Source organism: Allobosea minatitlanensis, from assembly GCF_964020775.1.
The window spans coordinates 541637-560991 of record NZ_OZ224509.1 but is presented as its reverse complement, the minus strand read 5'-3'; the positions used below and the strand labels follow the sequence as shown (position 1 = coordinate 560991).

Genomic DNA, 19355 nt, shown 5'->3' with positions numbered 1-19355 from the left:
GCCGGCCTGGATCTTTGATCTTGCATCGGCTTTGTCCGAAAACGGCGCGCCGCTTTCCGGGCCGAGGCTCTAGGCCTGCGCGCGCAGCAGCCGGCGGACGACCTTGCCGGTGGTGGTCATCGGCAGCTCCGCGCAGAAGGCGATCTCACGTGGATATTCATGCGCCGAGAGGCGCGCGCGGACATAGCTCTGCAGCTCCGAGGCCAGCGCCGGCGAGCCGGCATGGCCGGGCTTCAGCACGACGAAGGCCTTGACGATCTCGGTGCGCAGCCTGTCGGGCTTGCCGACCGCCGCCGCCAGCGCCACCGCCGGGTGCCCGAGCAGGCAGTCCTCGATCTCGCCCGGCCCGATACGGTAGCCGGAGGAGGTGATGACGTCGTCGTCGCGGCCGACGAAGCGGACATAGCCGTCCTCGTCCTGCACGCCCTCGTCGCCGGTGGTCATCCAGTCGCCGACGAACTTCGCCGCGGTGGCGGCGGGATTGTTCCAGTAGCCGAGAAACATCACCGGGTCGGGGCGGCGCACCGCGATCTGACCCTGCTCACCGCACGCGCAGACCGAGCCGTCGGGCCGGATGATCGCGACATCGTGGCCCGGCACCGCCTTGCCGATCGTGCCCGGCCGGACGACGCCGAGCGCCGCGCTCGACGCCAGCACCAGGTTGCACTCGGTCTGGCCATAGGCCTCGTTGATGGTGAGGCCGAGCGCCTCGCGCCCCCATTCCAGCGTCTCGGCGCCGAGCGTCTCGCCGGCGGCCGCCACGGTCCGGATGTTCAGCCGGAACCGCCCTTGCGGGCTGCCGGCGCCGCGCAGCATCCTGAGCGCCGTCGGCGGCACGAAGGCGTTGCGGATCGAGAGGTCCTGCATCAGCCTGTAGGCCTCGTCCGGCACGAAGCGGGTCGCCGGCCGCGCCACCACCGCCACGCCGAAATGCAGCGCCGGCAGCAGCATGTTGAGCAGGCCGCCGGCCCAGGCCCAGTCGGCCGGCGTCCAGGCGCGGTCGCCCGGCTGCGGCATGAATTCATGCGGCATCTGCACGCCCGGCAGATGGCCGGGCAGCACGCGGTGGCCGTGCAGCGCCCCCTTCGGATTGCCGGTGGTGCCGGAGGTATAGATCATCAGCGCCGGATCGTCGGGCGCGGTATCGACCGGCGTGAAATCCGGGCCGGCCCCGGCGAGGAGATCGTCCCAGCCTTCCGCGCCGTCCTCCGGCCCGTCGGTGGAGATCCGCAGAACGAGATCCGGCAGATCCTGCGCGATCTGGCGCAGCTTGGCGAGGCCGGCCGCGTCGGTCACCACGGCCCTGGCGCCCGAATCCGCCAGCCGGTAGGCCAGCGCGTCGACGCCGAACAGCGCCGCCAGCGGCACCGCGACCGCGCCGAGCTTGTAGGCGGCGAGATGGGCGGTGAGCACCGCCCGGCCCTGCGGCAGCAGGATGGCGAGCCGGTCGCCGCGCTGGAGGCCCCGCGCCCGCAAGGCGTTGGCGAGCCGGTTGGAATGCTCCCTCAGCCAGCCGAAGCTGACCGGCGAGACCTGCCAGCCCGGCGACACCTCGATGATCGCCGGCCGCTCCGGGTCGATCGCGGCCCAGCGGTCGCAGACATCGACGGCGATGTTGTAGCGTTCGGGCAGCCGCCACCGGAAGGCATCGCGGAGGCGGGCATAGTCTGGCAGGTCAGGCAGATGCAACGAACCGGAATCCGGTGAAAAGGCGCCGCACGATAGGCAGCCGGCCTCCTCCTGTCATCACCGGAAGGGAAAGGCCGGCCTGCGCCGGGCGCACCCCCCTCAGAACAGCCTGTCCGCCCGCGCCGGCAGATAGGCGTCGCTGAAGCTGTCCGCGGCGCGGCCCCGGTCCTTGAAGGGCTGCGCCAGGGCGATCTGGTCGAGCGCCTGCGCCCAGCGCGCCGGATCGACACCGCCGAGGCCATGCTGCCGGACATAGGGCGTCAGCATGTTCTGCTCCAGCGTCAGCGCCAAGCGCTCGCGCTCGACCTCCGGCTGGACGTTCTCGGCGCGCTGCGCCACGAGCTGCGTGCCGAAACCGGGATTGGCGGCGACGTCGCGGATGCCGCGCAGGATCGCCCGCAGCAGCCCGCGCACCGCGCCCGGCTCCTGCGCCGCGAGCCTGGCCGAGGCGATCACGGCGTTGCCGTAGAGCAGGAGGCCGTGCTCGGCCATGGTCATCACCACGATGTCGTCCGCCGGCACGCCGCGCGCCTTCAGGCTCGGGAGCGAGGACGGACCGAAGCCGAAGAAGGCGTCGACCTCGCCCGAGGCCAGCATAGGCTCCCGCACCGGAAAGCCGATATTCTCCAGCTTCACCTTGCCGGTATCGATCTGGTTGATCCTGCTGAAGACCGGCCATTGCGCGAAGGCGGCGTCGGCGGCCGGCGCGCCGAGCTTGCGGCCCTCGAGCCCGGCCGGCTCGGGCGTGATCCCGCGGCTGCGGCGGCCGATCACCGCGAAGGCGGGCCGGTCGTGGAGCATCATCACCGCCTGCGCGTCCTGCCCCGGATTGGCGTCCCGGAACCGGATCAGCGCATTGACGTCGGCGAGGGCCGCGTCGAAATCGCCCGAGGCCAACTGGACGACGGCCTGGCGCGGCCCGCCCACGACATCGAAGACGACATCCAGCCCCTCATCGCGGAAATAGCCCCTCTCCTGGGCGGCGAGCAGCGGCGCCGTCGGCCCCTCGATGCGCCAGTCCAGCAGGAAGCGGATCGGCATCGCGGCCGCCGCCGGGCGCGTCGCGGCCGCGGAAACCGCCAGAGCCCCTCCCAGCATGAAGCTGCGGCGCGAAAACGACAGGGGCGCGCGACGCGAAAGGACCCTCATCTGAACCTCGGAAACTCCCGACCGGCGCCGGCCTCAGCCCCGCCTTCCCCGCCTTTAGTGTCGACCCAAACAGATGACACCACAACACGTTGAAATCACGTCAACATCATCGCATTTTTCTGCCGCGCCGTCAGAGCGGGAGCGCCCCGTCGGTCTTGACCTCCTCCATCACCGCATAGGTGCGGGTCTCGCGCACCGCCGGCAGGGCGAGCAGCACCTCGCCGAGGAAGCGGCGATAGGCGTTCATATCGGCGACGCGCGTCTTGACCAGATAGTCGAAGCCGCCTGCCACCATGTGACATTCGAGCACTTCCGGCGCGCGTTTCACCGCCGCGGCGAAGCGCTCGAAGGCGTCCGGCGTCGTCTTGTCGAGATAGACCTCGACGAAGACGAGCAGATGGAGCCCGAGCCTCACCGGGTCGAGCGTGGCGCGATAGCCGGTGATGTAGCCGTCCCGCGAAAGCCGCTTCAGCCGCTCGCCCGTGGCCGTCGGGGACAGCCCGACCTTCTCGGCGAGCTCGACCCCCGCGATCCGGCCGTCGGCCTGAAGCAGCGAGAGGATGCGGCGGTCGGTACGGTCCAGCATGATCAATCTCTGCCGATTGGGATTTATTTAGAGATTGATACGGTCAATCACCGTTAAATGCCAATTGATATGCGGTCAGATGGACCTCATCCTTCAGATGTTCCCGCCCGTTCCGCCCGGAGTCGTTTCATGGCCCCCTCCGCCCTCCCGCCCTTCCGCGCGCCCTATGCCGAGGATGACGGCGCCATCGCCGGGCGCCTGCTCACCGGCGCCCGGCGCGACCCGGCGGCCAAGGCCCGGATCGACGCCCGCGCCACCGGGCTGATCGAGGCGATCCGCACCCGCAAGGTGGGGCTGGGCGGCATCGAGGAACTGCTGCGCGAATATTCGCTCTCGACCAAGGAGGGCCTGGCGCTGATGGTGCTGGCCGAGGCGCTGCTGCGCGTGCCCGACGCCGTCACCGCCGACCGGCTGATCGAGGACAAGCTCGGCCAGGGCGACTTCGCCAACCATGAATCGAAATCGGACGCCTTCCTGGTCTCGGCCTCGGCCTGGGCGCTCGGCATCACCGCCCGGGTGATCCAGCCGGGCGAGACGCCGACGGGCATCGTCGGCAGCCTCGCCAAGCGCCTCGGCGTGCCGACCGTGCGCACCGCGACGCGCCAGGCGATGCGGGTCATGGGCAATCATTTCGTCCTCGGCCAGACCATCGAGGAGGCGCTGAAGCGCGCCCGTACCGGCAGCGGCAAGCTCTACCGCTATTCCTTCGACATGCTCGGCGAAGGCGCCCGGACGCAAGGAGACGCCGAGCGCTATTTCGCCTCCTACACCGGCGCGATCGACGCGATCGGCCGCTCGGCCGGCAACGACCGGCTGCCCAACCGCCCGGGTATCTCGGTCAAGCTCTCGGCGCTGCATCCGCGCTACGAGGCGACGAGCCACGCGCGCGTCATGGCCGAGCTGGTGCCGAAGGTGATCGCGCTCGCCCGCCAGGCCAAGGGCTACGACCTCAACTTCACCATCGACGCCGAGGAGGCCGACCGGCTCGAGCTCTCGCTCGACGTGATCGACGCCGTCTTCGCCGACCCCTCGCTCGCCGGCTGGGACGGTTTCGGCCTCGCCATCCAGGCCTATCAGAAGCGGGCCTCGGCGGTGATCGAGCATATCGGCCGGCTGGCGGAGCTGCATGACCGCCGCATGATGGTGCGGCTGGTCAAGGGCGCCTATTGGGACACCGAGCTGAAGCGCGCCCAGGAGCGCGGCCTGCCCGACTATCCGGTCTTCACCCGCAAGGCGATGACCGACCTCAACTACGAGGCCTGCGCCGCCCAGCTCCTGAAGCTGCGCCCCCGCATCATCCCGCAATTCGCGACCCACAACGCGCTCACCGTCGCGACCGTGGCCGAGATGGCCGGCAACGCCGAGGGGTTCGAGTTCCAGCGCCTGCACGGCATGGGCGAGGCGCTCTACGAGAAGCTGCTGCGCGAGAACGAGGGCTATGCCTGCCGGACCTATGCCCCGGTCGGCGGCCATCAGGACCTGCTCGCCTATCTGGTGCGCCGGCTGCTCGAGAACGGCGCCAATTCCTCCTTCGTCAGCGCCTCGGGCGACCCCGAGGTGCCGGTCTCGCAGCTTCTGCTGCCTCCCGCCGACATCATCGGCTCGGCCAGCGCCGCGCGCCATCGCCGCATCCCGCTGCCGGCCGACCTCTACGGCCCCTCGCGCAAGAACTCGGCCGGCACCGAGCTCGGCCATGAGGAAAGCCTCGACGCGCTGCTGCGCGAGATCGCGGCCGCCGGCGCCTTCCCCGACGCTGCGCCGCTGATCGACGGCAAGCCGCAGCCGGGCAGCGCCCGCGAGGTCCGTTCCCCCATCGACGGCAAGCCGCTCGGCACGGTGATCGAGGCCGATGCGGCGACGGCCGGGCGGGCCATGGCCGCCGCGGCGAAGGGTTTCCGCGCCTGGAGCGAGACGCCCGCCCGCATCCGGGCCGCCGCCCTGCGCAAGGCCGCCGACCTCATGGAGGCGCGCCGCGGCCTGCTGATCGCGCTGCTGCAGGCCGAGGCCGGCAAGACCATCGACGACGCCATCTCCGAGGTGCGCGAGGCGGTCGATTTCTGCCGCTACTACGCGGCGCAGGCCGAGGCGCATTTCGCCGCGCCGCTCAGCCTTCCCGGCCCGACCGGCGAGGAGAACCGGCTGGTGCTGCGCGGCCGGGGCGCCTTCGTCTGCATCGCGCCCTGGAACTTCCCGCTCGCGATCTTCGCCGGGCAGGTCGTCGCCGCGCTCGTCGCCGGCAACAGCGTCGTCGCCAAGCCGGCGCCGCAGACGCCGCTGATCGCCGCCCTGGCCATCCGGATCCTGCACGAGGCCGGCGTGCCGGTCACGGCCCTGCATCTGGTGCCGGGCGGAACCGAGCCCGGCGCCGCGCTGGTCGCGCATCCCGACGTGGCCGGCGTCGCCTTCACCGGCTCGACCGCGACCGCCCGCGGCATCAACCGCGCGCTCGCCGCCAAGGACGGGCCGATCGTGCCGCTGATCGCCGAGACCGGCGGTCTCAACGCCATGATCGTCGACGCCACCGCCCTGCCCGAGCAGGTCAGCGACGACGTCGTGATGTCGGCCTTCCGCTCGGCCGGGCAGCGCTGCTCGGCCCTGCGCCTGCTGGCGGTGCAGGACGACGTCGCCGACAAGATGATCGAGATGATCGAGGGGGCCACCAGGGAATTGAAGCTCGGCGATCCGCGCCTTCTCGACACCCATATCGGCCCGGTGATCGACGCAGCCGCCCGGCAGCGCCTCGACGCCCATATCGCCGCGATGCAGGCGCAGGGCCGCGTCGCCTGGGCCGGGCAGACGCCCGATCTCGGCGGCACCTATGTCGCGCCGCACATCGTCCGGCTCGACAAGGTGGGGGACCTCGCGGCGGAGCATTTCGGCCCGATCCTGCATGTCGTGCGCTGGAAGGCGGGCGAGCTCGACAAGGTGATCGACGCGATCGACGCCACCGGCTACGGGCTGACGCTCGGCGTGCATTCCCGCATCGAGGCCACGGTCGAGCGCGTCGTCGAACGGCTCTCGACCGGGAATGTCTATGTCAACCGCAACATCATCGGCGCCGTGGTCGGCGTGCAGCCCTTCGGCGGTCATGGGCTCTCGGGCACCGGCCCGAAGGCCGGCGGCCCGCACTACCTGGCGCGCTTCGCCACCGAGCAGACGGTGACGGTCAACACCGCCGCCGCTGGCGGCAACGCCAGCCTGATCGCGATGGGCGAGTAAGGACGAAGGGCCTCGCGGCCCTCCGCCTCAGGCCGCGCGATAGCGCGCCAGCCAATGGGCGTAGGGCGCCGGCAGGGTCTTCCAGGCCGGGTTCTCGACGCCGAGGGCCTGCGCGGCGGCATAGGGCCAGTGCGGGTCGGCCAGCAGCGGCCGGCCGAGCGAGACGAGGTCGAGCTTGCCCTCGCGCAGCAGCGCGTCGGCCTGCTCGGGCCGGCTGATGTACCAGCTCGTGGTGGTCGGCAGCCCGCTTTCGCGCCGCACCCGCTCCGCCACCGGCGCCAGGAAAGCCGGGCCCCACGGGATCTTCGCCTCGTTGGTCGAGAAGCCGAGGCTGACATCGATCAGGTCCAGCCCCTCGGCCTTGAAGCGCTTCACCAGCGCGATCGCCTCGGCCAGCGTCTCCTCGTCATGGCCGTCATACTCGATGACACCGAGACGAGCCGAAAGCGGGCGATCCTCCGGCCAGACCTCGCGCACGGCCGCCAGCGTCTCGATCAGGAAGCGGCTGCGGTTCTCGAAGCTGCCGCCATAGGCATCCTCGCGCCGGTTGGCGTGGCGCGACAGGAAGCTCTGCGCCAGATAGCCATGGGCGAAATGCAGCTTCAGCCACTCGATGCCGATCTCGCGGGCGCGCTCGGCCGCCGCGACGAAATCGGCGCGGACGCGGTCGATATCGGCCTGCGTCATCGCCCGCGGCAGCCGCGGCAGGTTGCCGCCCTGGGCGATCGCTGAGGGCGCGATCGGCTCCCAACCGCGCGGATCGCCGGCCGGGATATGATCGTCGCCCTCCCAGGGCCGGTTGGCGCTGGCCTTGCGCCCGGCATGGCCGATCTGGATGCCGGCGACCGCCCCGGCCTTGCGCATCCCGGCGACCATCGGCGCCAGCGCCTCGGCCTGCGCATCGTTCCAGAGGCCGAGGCAGCCGGGCGTGATCCGCCCTTCCGGCGAGACCGCGGTGGCCTCGATGACAACGAGGCCGGAGCCGCCGCGCGCCAGCCCGGCCAGATGCGCGCCGTGCCAGGCGTTGGCGAGCCCCTCCTCGGCGGAATACTGGCACATTGGCGAGACGACGATGCGGTTGCGCAAGGTGACGTTCTTCAGGCTGAAAGGGTCGAACAGGCCGGGCATACGGGGCTCCATTGCCGGAATTTGATGTTTCGATAGTTCGATATTTATCGAAGTTTGGCAATATCAAAACCGCGTGATAGTTTAGCCTTATGCGACCTGCCCGCCTGCCCGCTCTGGACGACATCGCGCTCGAGGACGTCTTTCACGCTCTGAGCGACCCGTTCCGCCTGGCTGTCGTCCGCCGGCTCGCGGCCGAGGGAGAAGCGAGCTGCCAGGCGCTCGAAGGCGACCGCCCGAAATCCAGCGTCTCGCATCATTTCCGCGTGCTGCGACAGGCCGGGCTGATCCGCACGCGCAACGAGGGCGCGACGCATATGAACGCCCTGCGCCGCGAGGAGATCGAGGACCGCTTTCCCGGCCTGCTCGCCTGCGTGTTGTCGAAGCAGGACGGTTGAGCCAGCCATGGTCGCGACGGGCGCCGACGAAGCGGTTCCGCGGCGCGGGAACACGCCCTATGCTGCGCGGATGAGCCTCCCCTACCGCCCCAATGTCGGCATCGCCCTGTTCAACGCCGCGGGGCTGGTCTTCGCCGGCCGCTCGCACAGCGCCGGGCCGGAGATCGTCCTGCCCGGCTTCGAATGGCAGATGCCGCAGGGCGGCATCGATCCGGACGAGGACGTCGTCGCGGCCGCACGGCGCGAGCTGGAGGAGGAGACCGGCGTCACGCAGGCCGATCTCCTCGCCGTGACCGATGAATGGTGGAGCTATGATTTCCCGCCCTATCACGGCCCCTGGCACAAGCTCGCCGCCTTCCGCGGCCAGCGCCAGCGCTGGGTCGCCTTCCGCTTCACCGGCAGCGAGGAGGCGATGGATATCGGCAGGCCCAATGGCGACGAACCGCCCGAGTTCAGCGAATGGCGCTGGCACCCGCTGGCCGGGATGCCCGGGCTGGTCGTGCCGTTCAAGCGCCCGGTCTACGAGAAGGTGGCGCAGGCCTTCGCGGCTTTCGCGGCGCCTCGCTGAACGCAGCTCCCGGACCGGCCATAAGCCGGGCGCGCCGTCATCGCGAGGAGCGAAGCCGGCGAAGCAATCCGGTGGGACCGGGCTGAACGCGCCTGCCCTGCCGCCTGGGATTGCTTCGCCGCGCTCGCAATGACGCTCGATCGCCCCGGTCCCGGCCAACGAAAAAGGGCCGCTCGCGCGGCCCCTTCGCATTCCGAAGCGGGATGGCGGCTCAGGCCGCCTTGCGCTGTTCGAAGACGTGCTTGAACTCGCGCAACTGCACCAGGCTCTCCTGCAGGCGCTTCTTCTCCTCGTCGTTATGCGCGCCCGCGACGCGGGTCTCGACCGTGAGAATCTCGGCGTCGAGCACGGCGGTGTCGACGTCCTCGAGGAAGCGGCCCTGCTCGGCGAGGATCGTCGTCGAAGCCTGGTTGACCTCGACGAGGCCGCCATTGACGAAGAATTCCTTGCCGTTGCTCTCCGTCGTCTGGACGAAGACGATGCCGGTCTTGAGCGTCGCGACCAGCGGCGCATGGCCGGCGAGCACCGTCATCTCGCCTTCGACCGAGGGGACGATGACGCTGATGACGTCGCCCGAGAACAGGATGCGCTCCGGCGAGACGAGTTCGAACTTGAAGGTGGCCATCGCCTTAACTCTCCTCCGACGTCATCCCGGCCGCAGCGAAGCGGAGCGGCGGGATCCATGCCAGAACCTCTAACGTTCCATGCTCAGGCATGGATCCCGGGCCGGCCTGCGGCCGCCCGGGACGACTGCTGACGCAGTTGCTTACGCGGCCTCGGCGGCCAGGCGCTGCGCCTTCTCGACGGCTTCCTCGATCGAGCCGACCATGTAGAAGGCCGCCTCCGGCAGGTGGTCGTACTTGCCCTCGACCAGGCCCTTGAAGCCCTTGATCGTGTCCTCGAGCGAGACGAGCTTGCCGGGCGAGCCGGTGAAGACCTCCGCGACGTGGAAGGGCTGCGACAGGAAGCGCTCGATCTTGCGGGCGCGGGCGACCGTCATCTTGTCGTCTTCCGAGAGCTCGTCCATGCCCAGGATCGCGATGATGTCCTGCAGCGCCTTGTAGCGCTGGAGCACCTGCTGGACCTGGCGGGCGACCGAGTAATGCTCCTCGCCGACGATGTCGGCCGAGAGCATGCGCGAGGTCGAGTCGAGCGGGTCGACCGCCGGATAGATGCCCTTTTCCGCGATCGAGCGCGAGAGCACGGTGGTGGCGTCCAGGTGGGCGAAGGAGGTCGCCGGGGCCGGATCGGTCAGGTCGTCGGCCGGCACGTAGATCGCCTGCACCGAGGTGATCGAGCCCTTGGTCGTGGTGGTGATGCGCTCCTGCAGATTGCCCATGTCGGTGGCGAGCGTCGGCTGATAGCCCACCGCCGAGGGGATGCGGCCGAGCAGCGCCGACACTTCCGAGCCCGCCTGCGTGAAGCGGAAGATGTTGTCGACGAAGAACAGGACGTCCTGGCCCTGGTCGCGGAAATGCTCGGCGACGGTCAGGCCCGAGAGGGCGACGCGCATGCGGGCGCCCGGCGGCTCGTTCATCTGGCCGTAGACGAGGGCGCATTTGGAGCCCGCGGTCGAGCCGTTGTTCTCCTTCGGGTCCTTGTTAACGTTGGACTCGATCATCTCGTGATAGAGGTCGTTACCCTCGCGGGTGCGCTCGCCGACGCCGGCGAACACCGAGTAGCCGCCATGGGCCTTCGCGACGTTGTTGATCAGCTCCATGATCAGCACGGTCTTGCCGACGCCGGCGCCGCCGAACAGGCCGATCTTGCCGCCCTTGGCGTAGGGCGCCAGCAGGTCGACGACCTTGATGCCGGTGACCAGGATCTGCGCCTCGGTCGACTGCTCCGAATAGGCCGGGGCCGGCTGGTGGATGCCGCGGGTCGCGGTGGTCAGGATCGGGCCGGCCTCGTCGACCGGCTCGCCGATGACGTTCATGATCCGGCCGAGGCACTCGTCGCCGACCGGCACCGCGATCGGGGCGCCGGTGTCGGTCACGGACTGGCCGCGGACCAGGCCTTCGGTGGAGTCCATCGCGATGGTGCGGACCGTGTTCTCGCCGAGATGCTGGGCGACCTCGAGGACGAGGCGGTTGCCGAGGTTCTCGGTCTCCAGCGCGTTCAGGATCTCCGGCAGGGCGCCGTCGAACTGCACGTCGACGACCGCGCCGATGACCTGGGCAACGCGGCCGGTGCCGGTGTTGGCGGGCTTCTCGTCGGCGGTCTTCTTGGTGGTCTTGGTAGCGGCTTTGGCCATGGTGGAACCTCGGGACTAGCGCATTCGGATGTTTCGGCAGCCGGCGGAGAGCGGCCCGCCGGCCGTATAGAAGAGGCGGTTAGAGCGCTTCCGCCCCGGAGATGATCTCGATCAGTTCCTTCGTGATCATCGCCTGGCGCGAGCGGTTGTAGAGCGTGGTCTGCTTCTTGATCATCTCGCCGGCGTTGCGCGTGGCGGAATCCATCGCCGACATCCGCGCGCCCTGCTCGGAAGCGGCGTTCTCCAGGAGGCCGCGCAGGATCTGGACGGTCAGGTTGCGCGGCAGCAGCGTCTCGAGGATCTCGCCCTCGTCCGGCTCGTAGTCGTAGACCGCATCGGTCTGCTCCGTGCCTTCCGGGATCTCGGCCGGGATGATGCGCTGCGCCGTCGGGATCTGGGCGATGACCGACTTGAACTTCGAGAAGAACAGCGTCGCGACGTCGAATTCGCCATTGTCGAAACGGGTCAGCACGTTCTGGGCGATCGCCTCGGCATTGACGAAGCCGACCTGCTTGAACTCGCGCAGGTCGATGAACTCGATGATCTCGCTGGCGAACTGCCGGCGCAGGATGTCGTAGCCCTTCTTGCCGACGCAGATGATCTTGACCGTCTTGCCCTCGGCCTTCAGCGCCAGCGCCTTGTCGCGGGCCAGCCGCGCGATCGAGGAGTTGAAGGCGCCGCACAGGCCGCGCTCGGCGGTCAGCACCAGCAGCAGATGCACCTTGTCGGCGCCCGTGCCGGCGATCAGCCGCGGCGCGCTCGACCCGCTGACGCCGGAGGCGAGATTCGCCAGCACCGTCTCCATGCGTTCGGCATAGGGACGCGCGGCCTCGGCGGCCGACTGCGCGCGGCGTAGCTTGGCGGCCGCGACCATCTGCATGGCCTTGGTGATCTTCTGCGTCGCCTTCACCGAGGCGATGCGGTTGCGTAGGTCCTTGAGGGACGGCATCCGATCTTGATCCCCTACCCGTCAGCCGCGTTCGCCGCGGCTGCGAAGCAATCCAGAGAAGCGGCGCGGCGGAGCCTCGTGCCCGGCCGCGCCTGCAATGACGATCAGGCGAAGGACTTCGCGAAGCCCTCGACGATCTCCTTCAGCTTCGCCGCATTGGCGTCCGAGAGATCCTTCGACGAGCCGATCTCGTTCAGAAGGTCGGCATGCTTCGAGCGAACGAGCGAGAGCAGCCCGTCCTCGAAGGCGCGCACCTTGTTGACCGGCAGCGGGTCGAGATAGCCGTTGACGCCGGCATAGATCACCACGACCTGCTCTTCCATCTTCAGCGGCGAGAACTGCGGCTGCTTCAAGAGCTCGGTCAGGCGGGCGCCGCGGTTGAGCAGGCGCTGCGTCACCGCGTCGAGGTCCGAGCCGAACTGGGCGAAGGCGGCCATCTCGCGATACTGGGCGAGCTCACCCTTGATCTTGCCGGCGACCTTCTTCGTCGCCTTGGTCTGCGCCGAGGAGCCGACGCGCGACACCGAGAGGCCGACGTTCACGGCCGGGCGGATGCCCTGGTAGAACAGGTCCGTCTCCAGGAAGATCTGGCCGTCGGTGATCGAGATCACGTTGGTCGGAATGTAGGCGGAGACGTCGTTCGCCTGCGTCTCGATGACCGGCAGCGCCGTCAGCGAGCCGAGGCCGGCGGCCTCGCCCATCTTCGCCGCGCGCTCCAGCAGGCGAGAGTGGAGATAGAACACGTCGCCCGGATAGGCCTCGCGGCCCGGCGGGCGGCGCAGCAGCAGCGACATCTGGCGGTAGGCGACGGCCTGCTTGGAGAGGTCGTCGTAGATGATCACGGCGTGCATGCCGTTGTCGCGGAAGAACTCGCCCATCGAACAGCCGGCGAAGGGCGCCAGGAACTGCATCGGGGCCGGGTCCGAAGCGGTCGCGGCCACGACGATGGAATACTCCATCGCGCCGCGCTCTTCGAGCACCTTCACGAGCTGGGCGACGGTCGAGCGCTTCTGGCCGACGGCGACGTAGACGCAGTAGAGCTTCTGGCTCTCCGGAGCGCCTTCGACGTTCAGCGGGCGCTGGTTCAGGATCGTGTCGAGCGCGATCGCGGTCTTGCCGGTCTGGCGGTCGCCGATGATCAGCTCGCGCTGGCCGCGGCCGATCGGGATCAGGGCGTCGACCGCCTTGAGGCCGGTCGCCATCGGCTCGTGCACCGACTTGCGCGGAATGATGCCGGGTGCCTTGACGTCGACGCGGCGACGCTCCTTGGCCTTGATCGGGCCCTTGCCGTCGATCGGGTTGCCGAGCGCGTCGACGACGCGGCCGAGCAGCTCCTTGCCGACCGGAACGTCGACGATGGCGCCGGTGCGCTTGACGGTCTGGCCTTCCTTGATGTCGCGGTCGGAGCCGAAGATCACGACGCCGACATTGTCGCTTTCGAGGTTGAGCGCCATGCCGCGTACGCCGGACTCGAACTCGACCATCTCGCCGGCCTGGACCTTGTCGAGACCGTAGACGCGAGCGATGCCGTCACCGACGGAGAGAACCTGGCCGACTTCGGTGACCGAAGCTTCCGACCCGAAATTCGAGATCTGGGCCTTCAGGATGGCGGAGATTTCAGCGGGGCGGATGTCCATCAGCCGACCTCTTTCATGGCAAGACGAATTGAATTGAGCTTGGTTTTCAGCGAGGCGTCGACCATGCGGGAGCCCATCTTGACGACGAGCCCCCCGATCAGCGCCGGATCGACCTTGATCGAAACATCGACATCCTTGCCGGCGACACCCTTCAGCGCCGCGCGGATCTCGTCGACGCGCTTGGCCGTGGGCTGCTCGGCGACCGTCACCTCGGCGGAGACGATGCCCTTGGCCTCGGCGACCAGGCGCTTATAGGCCGTGATCATGCCCGGCAGCGCGAAGAGGCGGCGCTTGCTGGCGACGAGGCCGATGAAATTGGCGGCGATGCCGGTGATGCCGGCCTTCTCGAGCACGGCCCTGACCGCGGCGACCTGCTCCTCGGCCGTGAAGGCCGGGCTCGCGATCAGGCGGGTCAGGTCGGCGCTCTCGGCGAGCAGGCCGTTGAAGGAGTCCAGAGCGGCGGCGACGGTGTCGATCGCACCGTTCTCCTCAGCCAGCTCGAACAGAGCGGTGGCGTAGCGCTGAGCCACGCCCGACACCAATGTCCCCTGCGATCCGCCTTCAGCCACGCTTCCCGTCTCTCGTTTCAAGGAACCGCACCGGCGACCTTCAGGACGAAGGTGGAGTGCAGGGTTCCGACGCTGCGAGTATCATAGGCGCAAAGCCGACAAGACGACTTCGCGACCGAAATGTGGCGGTGCACTAGCATGCGGCCGGAGGCCACGCAATCGCTGATTGGCCTTGGTAAGCGGCCATTTTGCCACGGCTTTCCGCAATCCGAAGGAATCTAGAGAAAGCTCTGCGGATCGACGTCCACCGCGACGCGCACGGAGCCCTTGGCCCTGGGCCCGCGCTTCAGCCAGCCGCGCAGGTAATCCTGCAGGTTGACCTCCCGCGCCGTCCTGACGATCAGGCGCATGCGATGGCGCCCGCGCAGCACCGCCAGCGGCGCTTCCGCCGGCCCCAGCACGACGATTCCCTCGCCGGCCTCGGCGCAGCGCGCCAGCGCCCGGGCATGGTTCTCGGCCTCGGCCTGGCTGTTCGCCGAGACGATCAGCGCCGCCAGACGCCCGAAGGGCGGCAATCCCGCGGCCTCGCGCGAGGCCTCCTCTGCGGCATAAAACCGCTCCGGATCGCCCGAGACCAGCGCCTTCAGCACCGGATGCTCCGGGTCATGCGTCTGAAGCAGGGCGCGGCCCGGTTTCTCGCCCCGTCCCGCGCGGCCGGTCACCTGCCGGAGCGCCTGGAAGGTCCGCTCGGCCGCGCGCGGATCGCCGGAGGTCAGGCCGAGATCGGCATCGACGACGCCGACCAGCGTCATTCCGGGGAAATTATGGCCCTTGGCGACGAGCTGCGTGCCGATGACGATGTCGAACTCGCCCTGCGCCACCGCCATCAATTCCTGCTTCAGCCGCTCGGTCCCGCCGGGAAAGTCGCTGGAGAGCACGATCGAGCGCGCCTGTGGAAAAAGCGTCGCGACCTCCTCGGCCAGCCGCTCGACGCCCGGCCCGCAGGCGACGAGGCTTTCGGGCTTGTGGCAGGCCGGGCATTCATGCGGCCGGCGCTCGACATGGCCGCAATGATGGCAGACCAGCGCCCGCCGGAAGCGGTGGTCGACCAGCCAGGCCGTACAGTTCGGGCACTGGAAGCGGTGGCCGCAATCGCGGCAGAGCGTCAGCGGCGCATAGCCGCGCCGGTTGAGGAAGAGCAGCGACTGCTCACCAGCCTCCAGATTGGTCTCGATCGCCTTGATCAGCGCGCCCGAGAGCCAGCGCCCGCGCTCCGGCTTGTCGCGGCGCAGATCGACCAGCCCGAGCTTCGGCAGTTCGCGCCCGCCGAAACGCTCGGGTAATTTGAGATGAGCGTAGCGGCCCCGCTCGGCATTGACGCGGGTTTCGAGCGAGGGTGTGGCGGAAGCCAAGACAACCGGCGCGTTCTCGATCCGGCCCCGCACCACGGCCATGTCGCGGGCGTGGTAGGCGACGCCGTCCTCCTGCTTGTAGGCGGGCTCGTGCTCCTCGTCGACGACGATCAGGCCGAGGTCCCTGTAGGGCAGGAACAGCGCCGAGCGGGCGCCCGCCACCACCTTGGCCTCGCCGCTGGCGATGGCCGCCTGCAAACGCTCTCGCTTTCTGCCGGTCACGGCCGAATGCCAGAGCCCCGGACGCACCCCGAAACGGGCCTCGAAACGGTCGATGAACTGCGCCGTCAGCGCGATCTCCGGCATCAGGATCAGGCTCTGGCGGCCGAGCCGGACCGCCTCCGCCACGGCCTCGAAATAGACCTCCGTCTTGCCCGAGCCGGTGACGCCTTCGAGCAGCGAGACGCCATAGGTCTTCGCCTGCACGGAGGCGACCAGCGCCTGCGCCACCTCCGCCTGCCCGTCCGACAGCTCCGGCACCGCATGGGCGGGGTCGGGCAAGGCCGCGACGGCCTCGCGCGGCAGCGGCTCGACGACGAAGGTCCCGGCGTCGACGAGGGAATCGATCACCGCCGCGCTGACCGAGGCCGCCTCGGCCAAAGCCGATTTCGCGATCAGCAGCCCGCCTTCCGCCGCGGCGATGGCTCTTGCGCGGGCCGGCGTCATCCGGGCCGGCGGCGGGCCGGCAAGCCTGACGCCGAGCCTGGGCCGCTCGGGCGTGTCGTCCGGCTGGCGCCGCAGGGCCAGCGCCAGCACCGAGCCTTTCGCGGCGAGCGTGTACCAGGCGACCCAGTCGACGAGCTTGCGCAGCGCCGGATCGAGCGGCGGCATGTCGTATTTGCCGGTGACCTTCTTGAGATTGCCGCCCCGCCCGGAGCCGACGGACCAGACCACCCCGACCGTCTCGCGCGGCCCGAGCGGCACCTGCACGACATCGCCCGGCGCCAGCGCGAGCCCCGGCGGCACGGCATAGCTATAGGCCTGGTCGAGCCCGAGCGGAATCAGCACGTCGACCGTGCCGCCTTGCCCCGTCTCTTCCCTGTCGTCGATCAGATCGAGCTGCGCCATCGCCACACATACTGCCCCGTCATCCCGGGCGACCGGGATCCACGCCGGAACGGCCCAGGCATGGATCCCGGATCGGCGCCGCCTGCGCGGCTTGTCCGGGATGACGGCGTGTTTCCTGCGCCCGTGTCTAGCACCGATTCGGCTGCTGTTAAGGCAGGAGCGTCATCCTACCGCCATGACCGATTTCGACTCCTTCCGGCGCGACTGGCTCGGCCATCTCTCGGCCGAACGGCGGCTGTCGCCCAAGACGCTGGAAGCCTATGCCCGCGATCTCGGCCAGTTCGCCGCCTTCCTGACCGAGCATCTCGGCGGCGCCCCCACCCTCGCCGACATCGCCGGCCTGAAGCCCGTCGACCTGCGCGCCTTCCTCGGCCGGCGCCGGCGCGACGGCGTCGGCAACCGCACGCTGATGCGCCAGCTCGCGGCCTTGCGCTCTTTCGCCCGTTTCGGCGAGCGCAACGGCAAGCTCGGCGCCGCCGCCTTCGCAGCGACGCGCGGGCCGCGCCTCGGCAAATCCCTGCCGCGCCCGCTCGAGCCCGCCTCGGCCCGCGCCGTCACCCAGGCCGGCACCCGAGCCGGCGAGGAGCGCGAACCGTGGATCCTCGCCCGCGACGCCGCCGTCCTCGGCCTGCTCTATGGCAGCGGGCTGCGCATCTCGGAAGCGCTCTCGCTCGCCCGCGCCCAGGCACCGCGAAGCGCCGGAGAGACGCTGACGGTGATCGGCAAGGGTAGCAAGACGCGCATGGTGCCGGTGCTGCCCGTCGTGGTCGAGGCCATCGCCGAATATCTCAGGCTCTGCCCCTGGCGGCTGCCGCCCGAAGGCCCGCTCTTCGTCGGCGCCAAGGGCGGGCCGCTCTCAGCCCGCATCATCCAGCTCGCGGTGGAAGGCCTGCGCGGCGCTCTCGGCCTGCCCTCATCGGCGACGCCGCACAGCCTGCGCCATTCCTTCGCCACGCATCTGCTCGGCCGCGGCGGCGACCTGCGCGCCATCCAGGAACTGCTCGGCCACGCCTCGCTCTCGACGACGCAGATCTACACCCGCATCGACTCGGCAAGGCTGATGGCGACCTATGACGCCGCCCATCCGCGGGCACGCGGCGCCTGACGGCCCGGCTCAGTAATGGATCGCCCCGCGCGCGCCGCCGCCGCAGGCGATGGCGTCGCCATTGATCGCGACGCTGCGCGGCGAGGCGAGGAAGGCGACGATATCCGCGACCTCGGCCGCCTCCGCCAGCTCGTCCCGGCTGCGGGCCGCGATGACGACATCGGCGCCTTCCAGCGCCAATTGCCGCGCGATGGCGCGGCCGATGCCCTTGCTGCCGCCGGTCACCAGCGCGCGCTTGCCTTCGAGCTGCAGATCCACGGCATGTCTCCTGTTCGGTCAATGCATCAGGGAAGGCGCGGCCAGACGACCGGGCCGCGCATCCGTTCCCAGAAACGCGCCATCCCCAGCACGCCGAGATCGTCGAAGCGCCGGCCGGTGATCTGGAGCCCGATCGGCAGCCCCGCCGCGGTCAGCCCGGCATGGACCGAGATCGCCGGCTGGTCCGACATGTTCGCCGCTACCGTGAAGCAGATATGCTCGAACGGCCTCGCCGGATCGTCGACCGGGGAAGCCCATTCGGCCGGATAGCTCGGCACCGGCGAGACCGGCGAGAGGATGAAGTCGTAGGGCCCGATCGCCTTCAGCGCCGCATCGCGCATCGCCATCATCTGGCTCATGCCGCGATAGACCCGCTCGCCCGGCAGGTTCCTCCCGCCCTCCGCCCATTGGAAGATGTAAGGCAGCACCCTGGCCTGCTTCTCCGCCGGCAAGGCGCCGATATCGACCCAGGCGCGCTGGCGCCAGAAATCGTCGAGCCCGTCCAGCATGGCGCGGGTGATATGCGGCGCCACCGGCTCGACGATGGCGCCGGCATCGGCGAAGGCCTTTGCCGCCGCCTCGATCGCGGCCTTCGTCTCCGGCTCGACCGTAAGCCCGATGCCGGCGTCGAGTTGCAAGCCGATGCGCAGCCCCTTCGGGTCGAGATCGAGCGCGAGCCAGTCGATCCGCTGCGGCGGCAGGCTCATGCCGTCGCGCGGGTCGGGCTTCGACAATTCCCGCATCATCAGCGCGGCGTCCTCGACCGTGCGGGTCATCGGCCCGGCGACGCGGCCGTAATAGGTCGGGTCGATCGGCACGCGCCCGAAGCTCGGCTTCAAACCGACGAGCCCGCACCAGCCGGCCGGCAGGCGGATCGAGCCGCCGATATCGGTGCCGACATGCAAGGGGCCGTAGCCGGCCGCCCCCGCCGCTCCGGCGCCGGCCGAGGAGCCGCCGGGGTTCCTGCTCAGGTCCCAGGGGTTGCGCGCCAGCTTGTGAAAGCTCGACAGGCCGGAGGAGAGCATGCCGTAATCCGGCATGGTGGTCTTGGCGAGGATGACGAGACCCGCCTCGCGCAGCCTGGCCGCCGGCGGCGCATCGTCGGCGGCGGGAACGAGCTCGGTCGCGGCGGTGCCGAGCGGCACGGCGACGCCCTTGGTGCGGATGTTCTCCTTGATCGTGCCGGGTACGCCGTCGAGCGGCAGCGCCTCGCCCTTCCGCCAGCGCATCTCGGAGGCTTTCGCCTGCGCCAGCGCGGCCTCGGGATCGTAGGCCCAAAGTGCGTCGAGTTGCGGCTCCCAGGCGGCGATGCGGGCGATGACGGCCTCCGTCACCTCCACCGGCGAGAGCGAGCGGCCGCGATAGGCGGCGAGCAGTTCGGCCGCGCTCAGATCGGCAAGGTCGGTCATCGGAAAACCCTCGTTCCCAT

The 19355-nt window shown here is 69.8% G+C and carries 15 protein-coding genes and 1 pseudogene; 4 read left to right on the top strand and 12 right to left on the bottom strand.

Translation table 11 applies throughout. The annotated features are described in order from the left end of the window. Positions 1–69 precede the first annotated feature (69 nt). The 3 genes from ACWH43_RS02585 to ACWH43_RS02575 all read right to left on the bottom strand — a co-directional run bounded on the left by ACWH43_RS02585 (position 70) and on the right by ACWH43_RS02575 (position 3427). Complete coding sequence (locus ACWH43_RS02585; protein WP_260349368.1) at positions 70–1689, bottom strand: AMP-binding protein; 1620 nt, start codon at positions 1687–1689, stop codon at positions 70–72. Positions 1690–1788: 99 nt separating this feature from the next. Beyond that, the gene (locus ACWH43_RS02580; protein WP_158443875.1) at positions 1789–2838 is read right to left on the bottom strand and encodes an ABC transporter substrate-binding protein; all 1050 of its coding nucleotides are present in this window, start codon (positions 2836–2838) and stop codon (positions 1789–1791) included. A gap of 130 nt (positions 2839–2968) precedes the next feature. After that, complete coding sequence (locus tag ACWH43_RS02575) at positions 2969–3427, bottom strand: Lrp/AsnC ligand binding domain-containing protein (protein ID WP_158443878.1); 459 nt, start codon at positions 3425–3427, stop codon at positions 2969–2971. 126 nt (positions 3428–3553) lie between these two features. Between ACWH43_RS02575 and putA the strand changes: the two genes are divergently transcribed. Beyond that, positions 3554–6643 carry a bifunctional proline dehydrogenase/L-glutamate gamma-semialdehyde dehydrogenase PutA gene (putA, locus tag ACWH43_RS02570; protein WP_158443874.1) on the top strand — a complete coding sequence of 1030 codons (3090 nt, stop codon included), beginning with the start codon at positions 3554–3556 and terminating at the stop codon, positions 6641–6643. 27 nt (positions 6644–6670) lie between these two features. Here the strand turns inward: putA and ACWH43_RS02565 are convergent, their stop codons facing one another. After that, on the bottom strand, positions 6671–7771 hold the full coding sequence (locus tag ACWH43_RS02565; RefSeq protein WP_158443873.1) for an NADH:flavin oxidoreductase/NADH oxidase: 1101 nt from the start codon (positions 7769–7771) through the stop codon (positions 6671–6673). An 89-nt stretch (positions 7772–7860) separates the two neighbouring features. On the opposite strand from ACWH43_RS02565, the gene ACWH43_RS02560 reads away from it, so the two are divergent. Beyond that, positions 7861–8166 (top strand): ArsR/SmtB family transcription factor, encoded by a 306-nt coding sequence (locus ACWH43_RS02560; protein WP_158443872.1) that lies wholly within the window; start codon positions 7861–7863, stop codon positions 8164–8166. A gap of 70 nt (positions 8167–8236) precedes the next feature. After that, entirely contained in the window at positions 8237–8734 is a 498-nt protein-coding gene (locus tag ACWH43_RS02555) for an RNA pyrophosphohydrolase (RefSeq protein WP_158443877.1), read from the top strand. Between the two features lie 211 nt (positions 8735–8945). Here ACWH43_RS02555 and ACWH43_RS02550 read toward each other — a convergent pair whose 3' ends face one another. The 6 genes from ACWH43_RS02550 to ACWH43_RS02525 form a co-directional block, all read right to left on the bottom strand. Continuing rightward, positions 8946–9359, bottom strand: coding sequence for a F0F1 ATP synthase subunit epsilon (locus tag ACWH43_RS02550; RefSeq protein WP_158443871.1), 414 nt, complete (start codon positions 9357–9359; stop codon positions 8946–8948). 141 nt (positions 9360–9500) lie between these two features. Next, complete coding sequence (gene atpD / locus ACWH43_RS02545) at positions 9501–10988, bottom strand: F0F1 ATP synthase subunit beta (protein ID WP_158443870.1); 1488 nt, start codon at positions 10986–10988, stop codon at positions 9501–9503. 79 nt (positions 10989–11067) lie between these two features. Continuing rightward, entirely contained in the window at positions 11068–11937 is an 870-nt protein-coding gene (locus tag ACWH43_RS02540; RefSeq protein WP_158443869.1) for a F0F1 ATP synthase subunit gamma, read from the bottom strand. A 104-nt stretch (positions 11938–12041) separates the two neighbouring features. After that, positions 12042–13574 (bottom strand): F0F1 ATP synthase subunit alpha, encoded by a 1533-nt coding sequence (gene atpA / locus ACWH43_RS02535; RefSeq protein WP_158443868.1) that lies wholly within the window; start codon positions 13572–13574, stop codon positions 12042–12044. Then, positions 13574–14143, bottom strand: coding sequence for a F0F1 ATP synthase subunit delta (locus tag ACWH43_RS02530; RefSeq protein ID WP_158443867.1), 570 nt, complete (start codon positions 14141–14143; stop codon positions 13574–13576). The genes atpA and ACWH43_RS02530 overlap by 1 nt, the downstream gene beginning before the upstream one ends. A gap of 218 nt (positions 14144–14361) precedes the next feature. Next, positions 14362–16563 carry a primosomal protein N' gene (locus ACWH43_RS02525; RefSeq protein WP_158443866.1) on the bottom strand — a complete coding sequence of 734 codons (2202 nt, stop codon included), beginning with the start codon at positions 16561–16563 and terminating at the stop codon, positions 14362–14364. 175 nt (positions 16564–16738) lie between these two features. Between ACWH43_RS02525 and ACWH43_RS02520 the strand changes: the two genes are divergently transcribed. Further along, positions 16739–17668, top strand: coding sequence for a tyrosine recombinase XerC (locus ACWH43_RS02520; RefSeq protein ID WP_158443865.1), 930 nt, complete (start codon positions 16739–16741; stop codon positions 17666–17668). Between the two features lie 105 nt (positions 17669–17773). On the opposite strand, the pseudogene ACWH43_RS02515 reads toward ACWH43_RS02520, so the two are convergent. Both ACWH43_RS02515 and ACWH43_RS02510 read right to left on the bottom strand, forming a co-directional pair. Then, positions 17774–17926, bottom strand: a pseudogene (locus tag ACWH43_RS02515) (SDR family NAD(P)-dependent oxidoreductase); the annotation flags it as partial. A gap of 26 nt (positions 17927–17952) precedes the next feature. Further along, entirely contained in the window at positions 17953–19335 is a 1383-nt protein-coding gene (locus ACWH43_RS02510) for an amidase (protein WP_158443863.1), read from the bottom strand. Between the last annotated feature and the right edge of the window lie 20 nt (positions 19336–19355).